Annotated in this window: 14 protein-coding genes and 1 pseudogene; 7 read left to right on the forward strand and 8 right to left on the reverse strand. The window is 64.3% G+C overall.

Features of this window, described 5'->3' with window-relative positions; translation table 11 throughout:
• The first annotated feature begins 12 nt into the window (after nucleotides 1–12).
• Nucleotides 13–339, forward strand: coding sequence for a DUF1820 family protein (locus PM2_RS12900; RefSeq protein WP_016712169.1), 327 nt, complete (start codon nucleotides 13–15; stop codon nucleotides 337–339).
• Between the two features lie 3 nt (nucleotides 340–342).
• Here PM2_RS12900 and PM2_RS12905 read toward each other — a convergent pair whose 3' ends face one another.
• The 4 genes from PM2_RS12905 to PM2_RS12920 form a co-directional block, all read right to left on the reverse strand.
• On the reverse strand, nucleotides 343–888 hold the full coding sequence (locus PM2_RS12905) for a tetratricopeptide repeat protein (RefSeq protein WP_016712168.1): 546 nt from the start codon (nucleotides 886–888) through the stop codon (nucleotides 343–345).
• Nucleotides 889–1,102: 214 nt separating this feature from the next.
• A complete protein-coding gene (gene hemL / locus PM2_RS12910; RefSeq protein WP_028698514.1) occupies nucleotides 1,103–2,386 on the reverse strand; it encodes a glutamate-1-semialdehyde 2,1-aminomutase in 1,284 nt (427 codons plus the stop codon).
• A gap of 16 nt (nucleotides 2,387–2,402) precedes the next feature.
• Complete coding sequence (gene thiE / locus PM2_RS12915) at nucleotides 2,403–3,026, reverse strand: thiamine phosphate synthase (protein ID WP_028698515.1); 624 nt, start codon at nucleotides 3,024–3,026, stop codon at nucleotides 2,403–2,405.
• Between the two features lie 13 nt (nucleotides 3,027–3,039).
• Nucleotides 3,040–3,837, reverse strand: coding sequence for a hydroxymethylpyrimidine/phosphomethylpyrimidine kinase (locus PM2_RS12920; protein WP_016712164.1), 798 nt, complete (start codon nucleotides 3,835–3,837; stop codon nucleotides 3,040–3,042).
• A gap of 265 nt (nucleotides 3,838–4,102) precedes the next feature.
• On the opposite strand from PM2_RS12920, the gene PM2_RS12925 reads away from it, so the two are divergent.
• The 4 genes and pseudogenes from PM2_RS12925 (at nucleotide 4,103) to PM2_RS12940 (ending at nucleotide 10,101) form a co-directional block, all read left to right on the forward strand.
• Nucleotides 4,103–6,091, forward strand: a complete 1,989-nt coding sequence (locus PM2_RS12925) for a sensor histidine kinase (RefSeq protein WP_028698516.1) — start codon at nucleotides 4,103–4,105, stop codon at nucleotides 6,089–6,091.
• Nucleotides 6,092–6,245: 154 nt separating this feature from the next.
• Nucleotides 6,246–7,898: an acyl-CoA dehydrogenase family protein gene (locus tag PM2_RS12930; protein WP_028698517.1), complete on the forward strand. Its 1,653-nt coding sequence runs from the start codon at nucleotides 6,246–6,248 to the stop codon at nucleotides 7,896–7,898.
• Nucleotides 7,899–8,003: 105 nt separating this feature from the next.
• Nucleotides 8,004–9,467 (forward strand): AMP nucleosidase, encoded by a 1,464-nt coding sequence (gene amn / locus PM2_RS12935; protein ID WP_016712161.1) that lies wholly within the window; start codon nucleotides 8,004–8,006, stop codon nucleotides 9,465–9,467.
• Between the two features lie 6 nt (nucleotides 9,468–9,473).
• Nucleotides 9,474–10,101: pseudogene (locus tag PM2_RS12940) on the forward strand (pseudouridine synthase).
• Between the two features lie 34 nt (nucleotides 10,102–10,135).
• Here PM2_RS12940 and PM2_RS12945 read toward each other — a convergent pair.
• Complete coding sequence (locus PM2_RS12945) at nucleotides 10,136–10,339, reverse strand: DUF2788 domain-containing protein (RefSeq protein ID WP_003249787.1); 204 nt, start codon at nucleotides 10,337–10,339, stop codon at nucleotides 10,136–10,138.
• Between the two features lie 54 nt (nucleotides 10,340–10,393).
• Nucleotides 10,394–10,870 carry an Lrp/AsnC family transcriptional regulator gene (locus PM2_RS12950; protein ID WP_016712159.1) on the reverse strand — a complete coding sequence of 159 codons (477 nt, stop codon included), beginning with the start codon at nucleotides 10,868–10,870 and terminating at the stop codon, nucleotides 10,394–10,396.
• A 395-nt stretch (nucleotides 10,871–11,265) separates the two neighbouring features.
• Here PM2_RS12950 and PM2_RS12955 point away from each other — a divergent pair, with 395 nt between their 5' ends.
• Nucleotides 11,266–12,096: a DUF6515 family protein gene (locus tag PM2_RS12955; protein WP_016712158.1), complete on the forward strand. Its 831-nt coding sequence runs from the start codon at nucleotides 11,266–11,268 to the stop codon at nucleotides 12,094–12,096.
• 3 nt (nucleotides 12,097–12,099) lie between these two features.
• On the opposite strand, the gene PM2_RS12960 is transcribed toward PM2_RS12955, so the two are convergent.
• Together PM2_RS12960 and pmcY are read right to left on the reverse strand one after the other, a co-directional pair.
• Complete coding sequence (locus PM2_RS12960) at nucleotides 12,100–12,969, reverse strand: cation diffusion facilitator family transporter (protein WP_028698518.1); 870 nt, start codon at nucleotides 12,967–12,969, stop codon at nucleotides 12,100–12,102.
• Nucleotides 12,970–12,993: 24 nt separating this feature from the next.
• Nucleotides 12,994–13,413: a periplasmic Zn2+ metallochaperone PmcY gene (gene pmcY, locus PM2_RS12965; RefSeq protein ID WP_016712156.1), complete on the reverse strand. Its 420-nt coding sequence runs from the start codon at nucleotides 13,411–13,413 to the stop codon at nucleotides 12,994–12,996.
• Between the two features lie 117 nt (nucleotides 13,414–13,530).
• Here pmcY and hrpB point away from each other — a divergent pair, with 117 nt between their 5' ends.
• On the forward strand, nucleotides 13,531–16,014 hold the full coding sequence (gene hrpB, locus PM2_RS12970; RefSeq protein ID WP_042131940.1) for an ATP-dependent helicase HrpB: 2,484 nt from the start codon (nucleotides 13,531–13,533) through the stop codon (nucleotides 16,012–16,014).
• Nucleotides 16,015–16,028: the final 14 nt, after the last annotated feature.

The following is a 16,028-nucleotide window of genomic DNA, read 5'->3' on the forward strand; positions in this document are numbered from 1 at the left end:
ATCCCGCCGAACATGAGCAAACGCGAACCTGCCATCTATAAAGTGATCTTCCTCAACCAGGGGCAGGTCTTCGAGATGTATGCCAAGCAGATCTACCAGAGCGACCTGTGGGGCTTTCTGGAAATCGAGGAGTTCGTGTTCGGCGAGCGCTCGCAACTGGTGGTGGACCCGAGTGAGGAAAAGCTCAAGAGCCAGTTCGAAGGGGTAGTCCGCAGTTTTGTGCCGATGCACTCGATCGTGCGCATCGATGAGGTGGAGCGCCTGGGCACGGCCAAGATCAGCGAAGCCAAGGGCGGCGGCAATGTCATGCCGTTCCCGATGCCGATGCCGGAAAGGTAAGCCTCAGGGGAGCGGCGAGAACGGCGTGCGCCCTTCGGCGTTCTGCAGTTCCAGCAGGTACTTGCGGAAGATCTGGCCGAGCACCTGAGTGGCGTGCTCAAGCTCGTCGCGGGGCATTTGCTCGGTCACTTCGTCGGCCATGTCCAGCGCATCTTCTGCGCCGTTGACGGCGGCCATCTTCAGCAGGATGTAGGCCTGCACGTTGTTGGCCTTGACCCCTTCGCCATGGAAGAACATGGCCCCCAGGCGGTACTGCGCGTCGGCGTGGCCTTGCAGCGAGGCCTTCTGAAACCAGTCCAGGGCTTTGTCGAGGTTTTTCGGCGTTTGCGTGTAGAAGTACTCGCCCAGTTCGAATTGCGCCTGGGCATCCCCTGCGGTTGCCGTCTGCTCGCAGGCCTTGAGGGCGTTTGCCAGGTCTTCAGGCTGAACGTTCAAGGTGCAGCGGCCCGTCGCCGGAATGAGCAACGAGTTACCGCCCTCCGCCAGGGCCAGCAGGGGCTGAAGAAGCAACAGGCAGCCCAGGGTCAGGGCGCGGCCGGTGCGGTTCATGGGGATCGACTTACCTCTGCAAAGCTGCGGCCAATGTCTCTGGTGGCACATTATGGGATAAGCAGCGCCAACCTTACAAAGTTTTACTCGAATTTCTGCTTGGTTGGGGAAGTCAGCTGATTGTGCGGGGGTAATTATTTCCTGTGCCGGCCTCTTTGCGGGCAAGTCGGGGCGCCGAACCGCCGCTCCCACCGAGGCCGGTGCAGGCTAACCATTATTTCAGGGCTGCGAAGGCCTTTTCAGCCGCATCCAGGGTGATCTGCAACTCTTTGTCGCCATGGGCGATGGAGGTGAAGCCTGCCTCGAATGCGCTTGGTGCCAGGTACACGCCACCGTCCAGCATCAAATGGAAGAAGCGCTTGAAGCGCTCGGCATCGCTGGCCATCACGTCTTCGAAGGTGACGATGTCGTCGGCACCGCTGAAGTACAGGCCGAACATGGCGCCGGCCTGGGTGGTGACGAACGGTATGCCCGCGGCATCGGCGCGCTGTTGCAGGCCGTCGAGCATGCGGCTGGTGTAGTCGGTCAGCTCGGCGTGGAAGCCCGGACGGCTGATCAGCTTCAGCGTGGTCAGGCCGGCGGCCATGGCCAGCGGGTTGCCCGACAGGGTGCCGGCCTGGTAGACCGGGCCGAGCGGGGCGATGCAGCCCATGATTTCACGCTTGCCACCGAAGCAGCCGACCGGCATGCCGCCACCGACGATCTTGCCGAAGGTGGACAGGTCCGGCTTGATGCCGTAGTGGCCCTGGGCGCCGCCCAGGGAAACGCGGAAGCCGGTCATCACTTCGTCGAAGATCAGTACCACGCCGTGCTTGTCGCACTGCTCGCGCAGGCCTTCGAGGAAGCCCGGTGCCGGCGGTACGCAGTTCATGTTGCCGGCCACCGGCTCGACGATGATGCAGGCCACGGTCTGGCCGACGTCGGCCAGGGTCTTCTCGACGGCGGCGATGTCGTTGAACGGCAGGGTCAGGGTGTGCTTGGCGAAGTCAGCCGGTACGCCCGCCGAGCTTGGCACGCCCTGGGTCAGCAGGCCGGAACCGGCTTTTACCAGCAGGCTGTCGGAGTGGCCGTGGTAGCAGCCTTCGAACTTGATGATGGCATCACGGCCGGTGTAGCCACGGGCCAGGCGGATGGCGCTCATGGTGGCTTCGGTGCCCGAGCTGACCATGCGCACCATTTCCATGGACGGCACCAGCGAGCAGACCAGGTCGGCCATGTCGGTTTCCATGGCGGTCGGTGCGCCATAGGACAGGCCGTGCTCCAGCTGCTTGCGCACCGAGTTCAGCACGTCCGGGTGGCCGTGGCCGAGGATCATCGGGCCCCAGGAACCGACATAGTCGACGTAGCGCTTGTCGTCCTCGTCAACAACGTAGGCGCCTTCGGCATGCTTGAAGAACAGCGGCGTGCCGCCCACGCTTTTGAAAGCGCGCACTGGCGAGTTGACGCCACCGGGGATGTGCTTCTGGGCTTTGGCGAACAGGTCTTCGGAACGGGACATGAAAGTTCTCTCGAAATCAGGATGCGAACAAGGCGTTGAAGGCGCGGGCGCGGCGGGTAACTTCCTGCGCGCTGTCGGCACCGAACAGGCCGTGGATCACCGCCAGCAGGTCGGCGCCGTGGGCGACCAGCGGGGCGGCGTTGTCGAGGGTGATGCCGCCGATCACCGCGATCGGCAGTTTCACCTGGGCGCGTGCCTGCTCCAGCAGTTGGACGTTGGCAGCGGGCGCACCCGGCTTGGTGACGGAATTGAAGAAGCGGCCGAAGGCCACGTAGCTGGCCCCTTCGCTGGCGGCCTGGGCGGCCAGGTCGAGGCTGGCGTGGCAGGTGGAGCCGATGATTGCGCGGCGGCCGAGCAGGGCACGGGCCGGGGTCAGCGGGCCATCGGTCTGCCCCAGGTGTACGCCGACGCCCAGGCGTGCGGCCAGTTCGGCGTCGTCGTTGATGAGCAGTTGAGTGCCGTAGCGCTCGCAGAGCTTCATCAGCCCTTCGGCTTCGCGCAGGCGGCGCGCTGCATCGTCGCTTTTGTCGCGGTACTGCAGCAGGCACACGCCGCCTTCCAGTGCCGCCTCGACATGGGACAGGAAACGGCCGGCGAGCAGCTGGCTGTCGGTGATGGCGTACAGACCGCGTAGCTTCATGGAAGGCCTCGTATCAGGAGCAGAAGTCCAGGGGCAGGCGGCGCGGCACGTACTGGCCTTTGCCCAGCTGTTCGGCGTCACGCAGGGTGCGCCAGGTGTAGTCCAGTGCGCTGCGTACGGCGCTTTCCAGTTGCTCGCCAAGGGCCAGGCGGCCGGCCAGCGCGCTGGCCAGGGTACAGCCCGAGCCGTGATAGCTGCCCGGCAGGCGCTGGCAGGTCCAGGTGTGGTGCTTGCCGTCCTGGGTGTACAGGCGGTTGTGGATTTCGTCTTCGTCGCCGTGACCGCCGGTAATCAGCAGGTGTCTACAGAACGGCAAGAGTTTCTCGGCACACTCGTCGGCGGTGCCTTCGGGCAGTTCGGCGAGGATGCGTGCCTCAGGCAGGTTTGGCGTGGCGATGGTCGCCAGTGGCAGCAGGCGCTCGCGCAGGGCGTAGCCCACTTCGTCCTTGCCCAGGCGGCCACCGCCGCCGGCACGCAGCACCGGGTCGCACACCAGCGGCAGGTGTGGATGGGCAGCCAGCAGCTCGGCCACGGTGTCGACCATCTCGATCGAGCCGAGCATGCCCAGCTTGACGGCGGCCACCGTGGAGTCGGCCAGCACGGCATTGGCCTGGGCCAGTACCCACTCGCGGTCGAGCACGCGGAAGTCGGAAACGTTGACGGTATCCTGCACGGTCAGGGCGGTCACGGCGGGCGCAGCGTGACAGCCTTGGGCGATCAGGGCTTCGATATCTGCCTGCAAGCCGGCGCCGCCACTTGGGTCGTGGCCGGAGAGACAGAGGACAACGGGGCGGGAGCTGTAGGTATTCATGGTCGGCGAGCTTACCACCAAACCTGTTTGGGCGGATCGTCCGACAAACGAGTTTTGTTGATCGAACGGTCAGAATTATTTGTTTAGATCTTTTGAAAGCATTGATTTAGAGCCTTTTCTTTGATTTTTGATATGGCCGATTGCCAGGCTGCGAAGCTATGCTAGAGTGCTCGGATAACTCGACAAACGGGTTCTGCAGGATCACGTCGTCTCAAACGGATGGGAGGCAACCGCGACGCGACCGAGCAGGCCATGCTGGGGCTGTATGCGCTATTTGCTGATTGTGCTTCTGGGCTTGCTGCCCGTGCTGGCTGGAGCGGTCGATTTCGACAGCGCTACGCAGCACCTTCCATTGGGCAAGGCCATGCAGGTGTATGAAGACCTCGATGGCAGCGCCAGCATCGCCCAGGTCAGTGCCCCCGGGTTTGCCAAACATTTCCGCCCCCACGATAAAGACGTGCTGAATGCCGGTTACTCCACCTCGGTGTTCTGGCTCAAGGTCGAGCTGCGCCCGGTTGCCGCGCCCGGCGCTGCCCCACGGCAGTGGCTACTGGAGCTGGCTTACCCGCCGCTGGACCACCTGGAGCTGTATTTGCCTGATAGCGGCGGTGTCTACCGCCTGGCGCAGCGCACCGGCGATGCCTTGCCCTACGACAGCCGGCAGATCCGGCAGAACAACTACCTGTTCGAACTGCAGTTGCCGCCAGGCGAGGTGACTACTGCCTACCTGCGCCTGCACAGCCAGGGCTCGGTGCAGGCACCGCTGGCGCTGTGGTCCCCTGAAGCCTACATGGAAGAGCAGCCCACGCGCCTGTATGTGCTGGGGATGATCTACGGCGTGTTGTTGGTGATGCTGGTGTACAACCTGTTCATCTACCTCAGTGTGCGGGACGTCAGCTACCTCTATTACATCCTGTACATCGCCTCGTTCGGTTTCTATCAGGTGTCGGTGAACGGTGCGGGTGTCGCTTATTTCTGGCCGGACAGCCCCTGGTGGGCGAATGCCTCGACACCACTGTTCATCGGTGCGGCAGGCTTGTTCGGTTGCCAGTTTGCCCGGCATTTCCTGCAATTGGGCAACATCAGCCGCGGCTTTGACCGTTTGCTGCAAGTGCTGATGCTGGCTGGCGCGCTGGTCATGGTAATGGCGGTGAGCGTGCCCTATGGCATTGCCCTGCGCATGGCCACGCTGCTGGCCTTGCTGTTTACCGTGAGCATCTTCAGTGCGGGGCTGTACGCCTGGTGGCGGGGCTTGCGCGTGGCGCGCTGGTTCATCATCGCCTGGACGGCCTTCCTGCTCGGCGGCCTGGTCAACACCCTGATGGTGCTGGGCTACCTGCCGAACCTGTTCATCACCATGTATGCCAGCCAGCTGGGTTCGGCGCTGGAGGTGGCACTGCTGTCGCTGGCGCTGGCCGACCGCATCAACAGCCTGCGCGAGCAGCAGGCGCAAACCTTGCGCGAATCCGGACGCACGCTGGAGCAGTTGAACCTGCAACTGGCCAGAAGCAACCGGTTGAAGGATGAGTTTCTGGCCAGTGTGACCCACGAACTGCGCACCCCGATGAATGGCGTGATCGGTTCGCTGGAACTGATGCACACCCTGCCGATGGAGGCCGAGATGGCCCAGTATCACCGCACGGCGGTGGGGTCTGCGCAGGGGATGATGGACATGGTCGATGCCATTCTCACCTTGTCTGAATTGCAGGCCGGCCGCCTACGTGCGCAGCCGGCGCCGTTCAGCCTGCGCACGCTGTTGCAGGGTTTGCGCGCCGGTTATGCCGGGCAGGCCTTGGGCAAGGGCTTGTACCTGAGCCTGGATATCCCGGCTGACCTGCCGGATGCGCTGGAGGGCGATGGAGAGAAATTGGCCCGCTGCCTTGGCTGTCTGGTGGAGAACGGGTTGAAGTTCACCCACCAGGGCGGGGTGATGATCCAGGTGCGCGGGCGCCGGGTAGGGCCGGGGGATCTGGCGTTGACCTTTACGGTCAGTGACAGCGGGATTGGTTTTGATGACCTTGAGCAGTCGACCCTGTACCAGCGGTTCTTCCAGGTGGATGGGTCGATGACCCGGCGCTATGGCGGGTTGGGGATTGGCTTGTCGATCTGCCGGCAGATGGGGGAATTGCTGGGCGCGCGGTTGGCGCATGAGTCGACGCGTGGGTTGGGGAGCCGGTTCGAGTTGAGCTTGAACATGGCGATTTCGCAGGTGCAGATGAGCCCGAGCATCCTGCAGGCGCGGCGTTCGCTTTGAAGGTGTGGGATTGGGGCAGGGCGGACACCTGTCAGCCCTGACACATCCTCAAATCATGCCCCCACCCCACGTTTCGTCATTAATGCCCCTTTGACTCCCCCGCAACCAGTGCTTCACTGGGTCTCTCAAGCCTACCCGGATCCAGGAGCCCCCGATGAACCTGCACCAGTACGCTGAAACCCACGAAGTCACCAACCAGCCTCCGCCCCTCGACGGCGTCAACCTCTACCGCCTCGACCTGCCGCTGCAGGAATGGTCCCGGCGTTTCGGCGCAGGCTGGGCCGAGTTGCGGATCGACGCCTACGGTGCCCTGGCTGGCGGCCCGCTGATGCAGGCCGGTTTCCTGGCCAACGCACACAAACCCGAATTCGTCAGCCACGACCGCTATGGTCATCGCATCGACCTGGTCGAGTTCCACCCCGCCTACCACGAGCTGATGCGCACCGCCGTCGAACACGGCCTGCCTTCTTTGCCCTGGGCCGAGCCCCGTGCTGGCGCCCATGTGGCACGGGCTTCCATGACCTACCTGCACAGCCAGGCCGAGGCCGGGACCGGCTGCCCGCTGACCATGACCTTCGCCGCCGTGCCGGCGTTGCGCCTGCAACCCGAGCTGGCCGAGTACTGGCTGCCGAAAATCCTGGCTTGCGAATATGACCCTCGCAACATCGGCGACCGGCACAAGGCCGGGGTTACCCTGGGCATGGCCATGACCGAGAAGCAGGGCGGCACCGATGTGCGCGCCAATACCACGCGGGCCTATCCGGTGGGCGCAGCCGGCCCGGGTCAGGCCTACGAGCTGGTGGGGCACAAGTGGTTCTGCTCGGCGCCCATGTGTGATGCCTTCCTGACTTTGGCCCAGACCGAAAAGGGCCTGAGCTGCTTCCTGCTGCCGCGCCATCGGCCGGACGACAACCGCAACCAGTTCTATATCCAGCGGCTGAAGAACAAGCTGGGCAACAGCTCCAACGCCTCCAGCGAAGTGGAGTTCCGGGGGGCACTGGCGTGGATGATTGGCGAGGAAGGGCGGGGCGTGCCGACCATCATCGAGATGGTGGCCATGACCCGGTTCGACTGCATGGTCGGCTCCAGCGCCTTGATGCGCCAGGCGCTGACTCAGGCGGCTCACCACTGCGCGCACCGCAAGGTCGGTGGCCGGGTATTGAACGAACAACCGCTGATGCAGAACGTGCTGGCCGACCTGGCGCTGGAAAGCGAGGCCGCGCTGGCCCTGAGCCTGCGCATGGGGCAGGCGCTGGAGCAGCTCGACGACCCGCAGCAGGCGCATTTCGCCCGGCTGGTCACGGCCGTAGGCAAGTACTGGATCTGCAAGCGAGCGCCGGCCATGGTCAACGAGGCAGCCGAATGCCTGGGCGGTGCGGGTTATGTGGAGGACAGCATCCTGCCGCGGCTGTACCGCGAAGCACCGGTCAACTCGACCTGGGAAGGCTCGGGCAATGTGCAATGCCTGGATGTGTTGCGGGCGTTGTCCAAGGAGCCGGGCGTGCTGGACGCGTTGTTTGCCGAGTTGGGTGATGGGCATGGTGACCCACGGTTGGCCGCGCACATCGGTAGCCTCAAGGGGGCGTTTGCCGACACGGGCGACCTGCAGTACCGGGCGCGGCAGTTGACTGAGGACATTGCCCTGGCGTTGCAGGCCAAGCTGTTGCTGGAGGCAGGGAATGCGGTGGTGAGTGATGCCTTTATCGGTAGCCGGCTGGCGGGGAGCGGCCGGGTGTACGGAGCGTTACCACGGGGTGTAGATGTCGAGGCTCTGGTTACAAGGGCTACGCCCACCTGGCCGCTGTAGGAGCGGACGTGCCCGCGAATGCATGCAACACCGATCAATGGGGATGTTTTTACCCAAGAAGGCAGGCAAGATGGTTCACATGCATGTCCAGACAGGAAGCACAGTGTGAGCCACGCTTTTGTAGTCGTTGATACTCCCGAACAGGCCGTCGACCGTCTGGCGGCCTTGCATGAACAGGCCACCGGGGCCCTGAGCCAGGCCCTCAAGCGTTACTTGAAGGACCGTACCGAGCCGGGCGCCGATGAGCGGGACCTGTTCCGCTACCCGGCACTGCGCCTGACCTACCACAGCCACGGCGAAGTGGCCGCCACCACGCGGGCCTATGCCAAGGTCCAGGTGGCCGGCACCTACAGCGTTACCGTCACCCAGCCAGCCGCGTTCCGTAGCTACCTGCTGGAGCAACTGCGCCCATTGATGCACGACTACACCGTCACGGTAGAGGTCGGCGTCAGCGAACAGAACATTCCTTACCCCTACGTGGTCGACCAGGGCGACGAGCTGGCCGGTAGCGGTATTACCGCCGCGCAACTGGCGCGGGTGTTCCCCAGCACCGACCTTTCGGCCGCCACCGACAACATCGCCGATGGCCTGTACGACTGGGACCGTGCCGAAATTTTTCCGCTGGCGCTGTTCGACGCCGCCCGCGTCGACTTCTCGCTGCGCCGCCTGGTGCACTACACCGGCAGCGACTGGCGCCATGTGCAGCCATGGATCCTGCTGACCAACTACCACCGTTATGTTGATCAGTTCATCAGCCATGGCCTGGAGCAGCTGCGTGACGACCCGCGTTTCGTGCGCATGGTGCTGCCGGGCAATGTGGTGATCGAAAAGGGCATGGACCACGGTGAAACCCAGGCGCTGGTAGCCAGCGTGATCTGGCACCGCTACCAGATGCCGGCCTACCACCTGATCGCCGCCGATGGCGACGGCGTTACCTTGGTCAACATCGGTGTCGGCCCGTCCAACGCCAAGAACATCACCGACCATCTGGCCGTGCTGCGCCCACACTGCTGGCTGATGATCGGCCACTGCGGCGGCCTGCGGCAGTCGCAAACCATCGGCGACTATGTGCTGGCGCACGCCTACATGCGCCGTGACGGCATTCTCGACCGGGTGGTACCGCCGAACATCCCGATCCCGGCCCTGGCCGAAGTGCAACTGGCCTTGCAGGAAGCCGCAGCCCAGGTCACCGGTGAGCGTGGCGAGCAGTTGAAGAAGCGCCTGCGCACCGGCACCGTGCTGACCTACGACGACCGCAACTGGGAGTTGCGCTGGGCTCAGGAACGCCCGCTCATCAACCTGTCGCGTGCCGTGGCGGTAGACATGGAAAGTGGCACCATTGCCGCCCAAGGGTATCGCTTGCGCGTGCCGTACGGCACCTTGCTGTGTGTGTCCGACAAGCCGCTGCACAGCGAGATCAAGCTGCCGGGTTCTGCCAACGCCTTCTATAACCGGGCGGTCAGCCAACACCTGAAGATCGGTATCGCCGCCCTCGACTTGCTGCGCACCGAGCTCAACTCGCTGCACTCGCGTAAACTGCGCAGCTTCGATGAGCCGCCGTTCCGCTGAGGATCCATGTCACTGCCACCCCGTAACAAGCCGCGCCGTCCCGAGGCGCGGCCTGCCACCGGCCCACGCCGCCAGCCCAAGGCGCCACCCGCCGAGCCGCGCCTGATCCTGTTCAACAAACCGTTCGACGTGCTGACCCAGTTCAGCGACGGCGACGCTCAAGGACTTCATCGACATCCCGGGCGTGTACCCGGCCGGGCGGCTGGACCGCGACAGTGAAGGCTTGCTGTTGCTCACCAACGATGGCGGGCTGCAGGCGCGCATTGCCGACCCCAAGCACAAGCTGGCCAAAACGTACTGGGTGCAAGTGGAGGGTGAACCGAGCGACGAGCAGTTGCAGCGCTTGCGTGATGGCGTGGAGCTGAACGATGGGCCTACCTTGCCCGCCGAGGCACGGCGGCTGGACGAACCCGAACTGTGGCCGCGCAACCCGCCGGTACGGTTTCGCAAGAGCGTGCCGACCAGCTGGCTAGAGCTGGTGATACGCGAAGGGCGTAACCGTCAGGTGCGGCGGATGACGGCGGCGGTGGGGCTGCCGACCTTGCGCCTGGTGCGGGTACGGATCGGGGATTGGGCGCTGGATGGGCTGGAGCAAGGCTGCTGGCGCGAGGTCCCGGCGAAATTGCAGCGCTAGCAGGAGCGCAAAGCGCTCCCGGCATTCCTGAGCCTTAGACCCCTTCCAGAAACCCCACCACCACGCTCTTGATGATAAAGGCCAACACCCCTAGCCCCAACACGAAGAACAGGATCAACGTACCGAACTTGCCTGCCTTGGACTTTTTCGCAAGGTCCCAGACGATGAAACCCATGAAACCGATCAGCACGGTGACCAGGATGATCATCATCCATTCTTCGAATACGGCGGGATCCATCGGTGTTCTCCAGACAATCTGAGCAGCCGATCATACGCCGGCTGCCATGGGCAATTAACGCAGGTGGGTCAATGGCATCTCGGTACTGGCCAGCACCTGGTTGAGCACGAAACTCGAACGCACGCTGGTAACACCTTCGATACGGGTCAGGCTGCCTAGAAGCAGTTTCTGGTAGTGGTCCATGTCGGGTACCACCACTTTAAGCTGATAGTCGGCATCCATGCCGGTGACCAGGCTGCATTCGAGCACCTGTGGCAGGTTGCGGATGGCCGCCTCGAAGGTTTCGAAGCGCTCCGGGGTGTGGCGGTCCATGCCGATCAGCACGTAGGCGGTCAGGCTCAGGCCCAGCTTTTTGCGGTCGAGCAGGGCCACCTGGCGCGAAATGTAGCCGTCGTCCTCCAGTTGCTTGACCCGACGCGAGCATGGCGAAGGTGACAGGCCGATGCGTTCGGCCAGCTCCTGGTTGGAAATGCGCGCATCGCGCTGCAATTCGGCGAGGATGCTCAGGTCGTAGCGGTCAAGTTTGCTCATGGCATTTGCCTTTTCTGTTCGTATTGCGGCGAATTATCAATCCAGGGTTAAAAATTGCGCAAGTGCTATTTATCCAAGCAATCTTAGCAATCCTCTGCCGCAACCTGTCCGGTATCTTTATCACCAGAATCACTGCCCGGACATCAGTCCACGGCGACGCGCCCTAGGCGGGCGGTCGCGGCCAGCCATCCAACAGGATCTGCAGGCCCCCGGGCTACACACCCTCCAGAAGACGGTGTGAGGTGAGCCGGCACCACAAGTGCCGAGCACGGACGACAATTCCTGAAGGGAGGCCCTGCGGCCTCCCTTTTTTCATGTCTGGAAATTTAATTGGCCTGTGTGACGGGCGCGGTAGACTGGCTGTGGTTGCAGTATTTTCTACCGAGAGGAATACCATGAAGTCGCGCATCTGGCAGTTGGCAGGTGTTGGTTTGCTGGGTTTGAGCATCAGCCTCGGGGCCCTGGCCGAAGGGCCGGGCGAAGGGCATGGCGAACGCGGCCAGCAGATGCAAGGCGAGGGCGGGCCAGGCCGCTCGCTCAACTCGCGCGATGAAGTGCGCCAGACCCAGCCGCCGCGCCAGGGTTATTACCAGGACATTCCCCATCGCCATGGCGACGACCACCACTGGCAAGCCGGTGGCCCACGGCCCGGCGGTGACTGGCAGGGGCGCCCGGATGGCCATGGCAATGGCTGGGGGCCTGGGCCGCAGTATCGCCCGGGCCACACCATTGATCATTTGCCCGACCGTTACTGGAAGGTGCCCTACCGTGGCGCGGATTACTTCTATTCCGGTGGCTACTGGTACCGCCCACACGGTGGCAGTTACATCGTAGTGGCTCCGCCCTACGGCGTACGGGTCAGTTACCTGCCTTCCTATGCGCGTGAGGTCTGGCTGGGAGGGGCGCTGTTCTTCCTGGTGGCCGATACCTATTACCAGTACCTGGCGGACAGCCAGGAGTACGTGGTGGTCAACCCGCCGGTCGGCGTACCGGCGCCCGTGCCGGTGGCACCGGCAAACGGCGGCTATGACGTGGTGGCTTACCCGATGTATGGGCAGGGGCAACAGCAGCAGGACCAGGACCGCTACCAGTGCCATCGCTGGGCGGTGAGCCAGTCTGGCTTCGACCCCGCGACGGCGACGTATGCGCCACCTGCCAATGTGCTGGACAACTACCGGCGGGCGCTGGGGGCTTGCTTCAGTGGGCGAGGCTACAGCATCAACTGATCGCTATACCGGGTCTGCGTGCACCATCACATCCGCCTGTGGGTAACGCTGGCGGATTACCTTTGATGCCTCAACACACAACCCGTGCGCCTCATGTAGCGGCAACTGCCCCGGCAGCTCCAGGTGCAATTGCACAAACCACTGGTTGCCCGATACCCGCGTGCGCAAGTCGTGCACGCCTTTCACGCCGGGAATGGCCAGTACCAGTGCGGCCATGCCTTCACCAACATCGCCGGGCAGTTCCTTGTCCATCAGGATCGCCGTACTTTCGCGGGCAATCTGCAGCGCGCTCCAGAGGATGTAGCAGGCTATGCCAAGGCCGAACAGCGCATCCAGTTGCGGCCAGCCAAAACGCGCCAGCAACAGGGCCAACAGGATACTGCCGTTCAGCAGCAGGTCCGAGCGGTAGTGCAGGGAGTCGGCCCGCACGGCGGTGGAGCCGGTCAGGCGAATGACCTTGCGCTGCAATGCCAGCAGGGCAAGGGTCAGCACCAGTGACAGCAGCATCACGGCAATGCCGATACCGGTATCGCCCAAGGGTTGCGGGGTGTGAAGGCGTTCGGCTGCCTGCACGCCTATCAGCACCGCACTGACGGCGATGAACAGCGCCTGCGCCATGCCAGCCAGCGCTTCGGCTTTGCCGTGGCCAAAGCGGTGGTCGTCGTCGGCCGGTCGCAGGGCGTAATGCACGGCCAGCAAGTTGAGAAACGAGGCAACGGCATCCAGTGCCGAGTCGGTCAGCCCGGCCAGCAGGCTCACCGAGCCGCTCAGCCACCAGGCCAGGGCCTTGCTCAGTACAAGGATGCTGGCCACCGCCAGTGATGCGCGGGTGGCCAGGCGTAGCAGGCGCTGGTGTTCAGCTGGGGTGATCATCCGTGGTCAATGTCCGTGTGGGTTTCAGGCTGCCGGCACCAGGCCAAGGCTGGCCAGTTGCTCGACGCTGCCGCGGTGCTGGATCAGCCTCGGGTCGTTCAGCGGCAGGCGTTGGCCCAGCTCGCTTTCAAGAATGGCCTGCAACTTCAGGTTGTCGACCTTGCCGTCGGGGCTGACGGCTTCTTGCAGTTTGGCCGGGTCGACCTGGGCGGTGCGGCCACCCGGGTAGTAGATGGCGCCCGTGGCGAAGTCGATGCCGAAGGCGATCAGGCCCGGGATCACGTAGAACAGGATGCCAATGGCGTCCATTGCGGCAACCACAGGGTCGATCTTGCCGCCGATCTGGCCGCGCCGGTCTGGATAGAAAATGGTGCCGCAGGCCGTCAGTTGGGTCAGCAGGGTGGCGATGAGGGCGCCACCGATGACGCGGGTCGAGATGCGCATGTAAATCTCCGAGAAGGTATTCAGCAGGGCAAGCGAAGCGCCTGCGCCTGAAGCTTAAGACCATGATAGAGCAGGCTGGGTTCGCCGTTATACTCGCGAGACTGTTCGAGGACCACCATGATTTCATTACCGATCGATGCCGTCTTGCCCGCCTTGCGCCAAGCCCTGGAAAAACGTGACGAAGCGGTGCTTGAAGCACCACCAGGCGCCGGCAAGACCACCCGCGTGCCGCTGGCGCTGCTGAACGAGCCGTGGCTGGCCGGGCAGACCATTCTCATGCTTGAACCCCGGCGTCTGGCGGCGCGAGCGGCCGCCGAAAGGCTGGCCAGCGAACTGGGCGAGCAGGTGGGCCAGACCGTCGGTTATCGCATTCGCCTGGACAGCAAGGTCGGGCCGAACACCCGCATCGAAGTGGTAACCGAAGGTATCCTCACTCGCCGCCTTCAGGCCGACCCGGCGCTGGAAGGCGTAGGCTTGCTGATCTTCGATGAGTTTCATGAGCGCAGCCTGGACGCCGACCTGGCCCTGGCGCTGAGCCTTAATGGCCGCGAACTGCTGCGTGATGACCCGCCGCTGAAAATGCTGCTGATGTCTGCCACCCTGGAGGGCGAGCGGCTGTCGCGGTTGCTGGGCGATGCCCCGGTGGTCCGCAGTGAAGGGCGCATGCACCCGGTGGACATCCGCTGGGGGCGGCCGTTTCAGCCGGGCGAATTCATCGAGCCACGGGTGGTGGACAGCGTGTTGCAGGCGCTGGCCGACCAGGCTGGCAGCGTGCTGGTATTCCTGCCCGGCCAGGCGGAGATCCGCCGGGTGCACCAAAGCCTTCAGGAGGCGCTGGGTGAGCGCCCCGAGATCCTGTTGTGCCCGCTGCACGGCGAACTCGACCTCAATGCCCAGCGCGCCGCCATCGACCCGGCGCCCAAGGGCCTGCGCAAGGTGGTGCTGGCGACTAACATCGCCGAGACCAGCCTGACCATCGACGGCGTGCGTGTGGTGATCGACGCAGGCCTGGCCCGCGTGCCGCGCTTCGACCCCGGCAGCGGCATGACCCGCCTGGACACCCAGCGCATTTCCCGCGCCAGTGCCACCCAGCGCGCCGGGCGTGCCGGCCGCCTGGAGCCTGGTGTCTGCTACCGCCTGTGGTCCGAGGCCCAGCATGACCAGCTGGCCGCCTACGGCAGTGCCGAGATCCTTCAGGCCGACCTGGCCGGCCTGGCCCTGCAACTGGCGCGCTGGGGCGTTACCCCCGAGCAACTGTGCTGGCTCGACCAGCCGCCGCCTGCTGCATTCGCCCAGGCCCAGGACCTGCTGGCGCGGCTCAATGCTTTCAAGCCCGGCAGCCGCGACAGCCTCAGCGAACATGGCCAGGCCATGGCCGAACTGCCAGCTCATCCACGCATCGCGCATTTGTTGCTACGGGGCCAGAACCTGGGCCTGGCACAGATGGCGTGCGATGTGGCTGCGTTGCTGGGGGAGCGGGATATCCAGCGGGGCGGTGGCGCCGACTTGCACAGCCGGCTGGCGCTGGTGAGCGGCGAGAGCAAGGCTGCGCGTAGTGGCCAGGGCGGCGTGCAGTGTGCCCGCCAGCTGGCTCGCCAGTACCGCGGCCTGCTGCGTGGCAAGCCTGGGGCTGCGGTCGCCGACCCCGAACACCCACGTTGGCTGGGCGCGCTGCTGGCGCTGGCCTACCCCGACCGTGTCGCCCAGCAGCGCCGCGAGGGCGGTGCGGAGTACCGGTTGGCCAACGGCCGTGCAGCGCTGTTCGCCGAGGTCGATGCATTGATGAAGTGCCCATGGTTGGTGATCGCCGACCTGGGGAGCCGCCAAGGGCAGCGCGAAGAGCGGATCTACCTCGCCGCCGAGTTCGATCCAGCCTTGCTCGACGGTGTGCTGGCCGAGCAGGTCGAGCGGGTCGATATCCTGGATTGGGACGAGCGTGAGCAGGTGTTGCGCGCAGAGCGTCAGGTCAAGGTTGGTGAACTGGTGCTCAGCCGTGAGCCGCTGCCGGGGCTGGATGATGACGCCAGGGCAAGGGCCCTGCTTGGCCTGGTCCGGCGTAAAGGCCTGAATCTGCTGACGTGGACCCCGGAGTTGCGCCAGTGGCAGGCACGGGTGGCACTGCTGCGTCAGCTCGACGTGGAAAAGACGGGCAACAGCGAGTGGCCCGACCTGGGGGACGAGGCGTTGCTCGCCAGCCTGGAAGACTGGCTGCAGCCTTATCTGGGCAAGGTATCGCGCCTTAGCCACTTCGCCGCACTGGACCTGCCGTCGATGCTGCGTAACCTGTTGCCCTGGCCGCTGCCACAGCGGCTGGAAGAACAGGCACCTGCGCACCTGGCCGTGCCTTCCGGCTCCCACATTCGGCTGGACTACAGTGAAAACCCGCCGATTCTCGCCGTGCGCCTGCAAGAGCTGTTCGGCCTTGCCGATACCCCACGCATTGCCAATGGCCGCCAGCAGGTCAAGCTGCACCTGCTGTCACCGGCCCGCCGCCCGGTGCAGGTGACCCAGGACTTGGCCAATTTCTGGCGTACGACTTATGCCGAGGTGAAGAAGGACCTGAAAGGGCGCTATCCAAAGCTATCATGTCTCGTTAAATGAAAGTGTTTATCGTG

It is taken from the genome of Pseudomonas monteilii NBRC 103158 = DSM 14164 (genome assembly GCF_000730605.1).
Classification (GTDB): domain Bacteria; phylum Pseudomonadota; class Gammaproteobacteria; order Pseudomonadales; family Pseudomonadaceae; genus Aquipseudomonas; species Aquipseudomonas monteilii.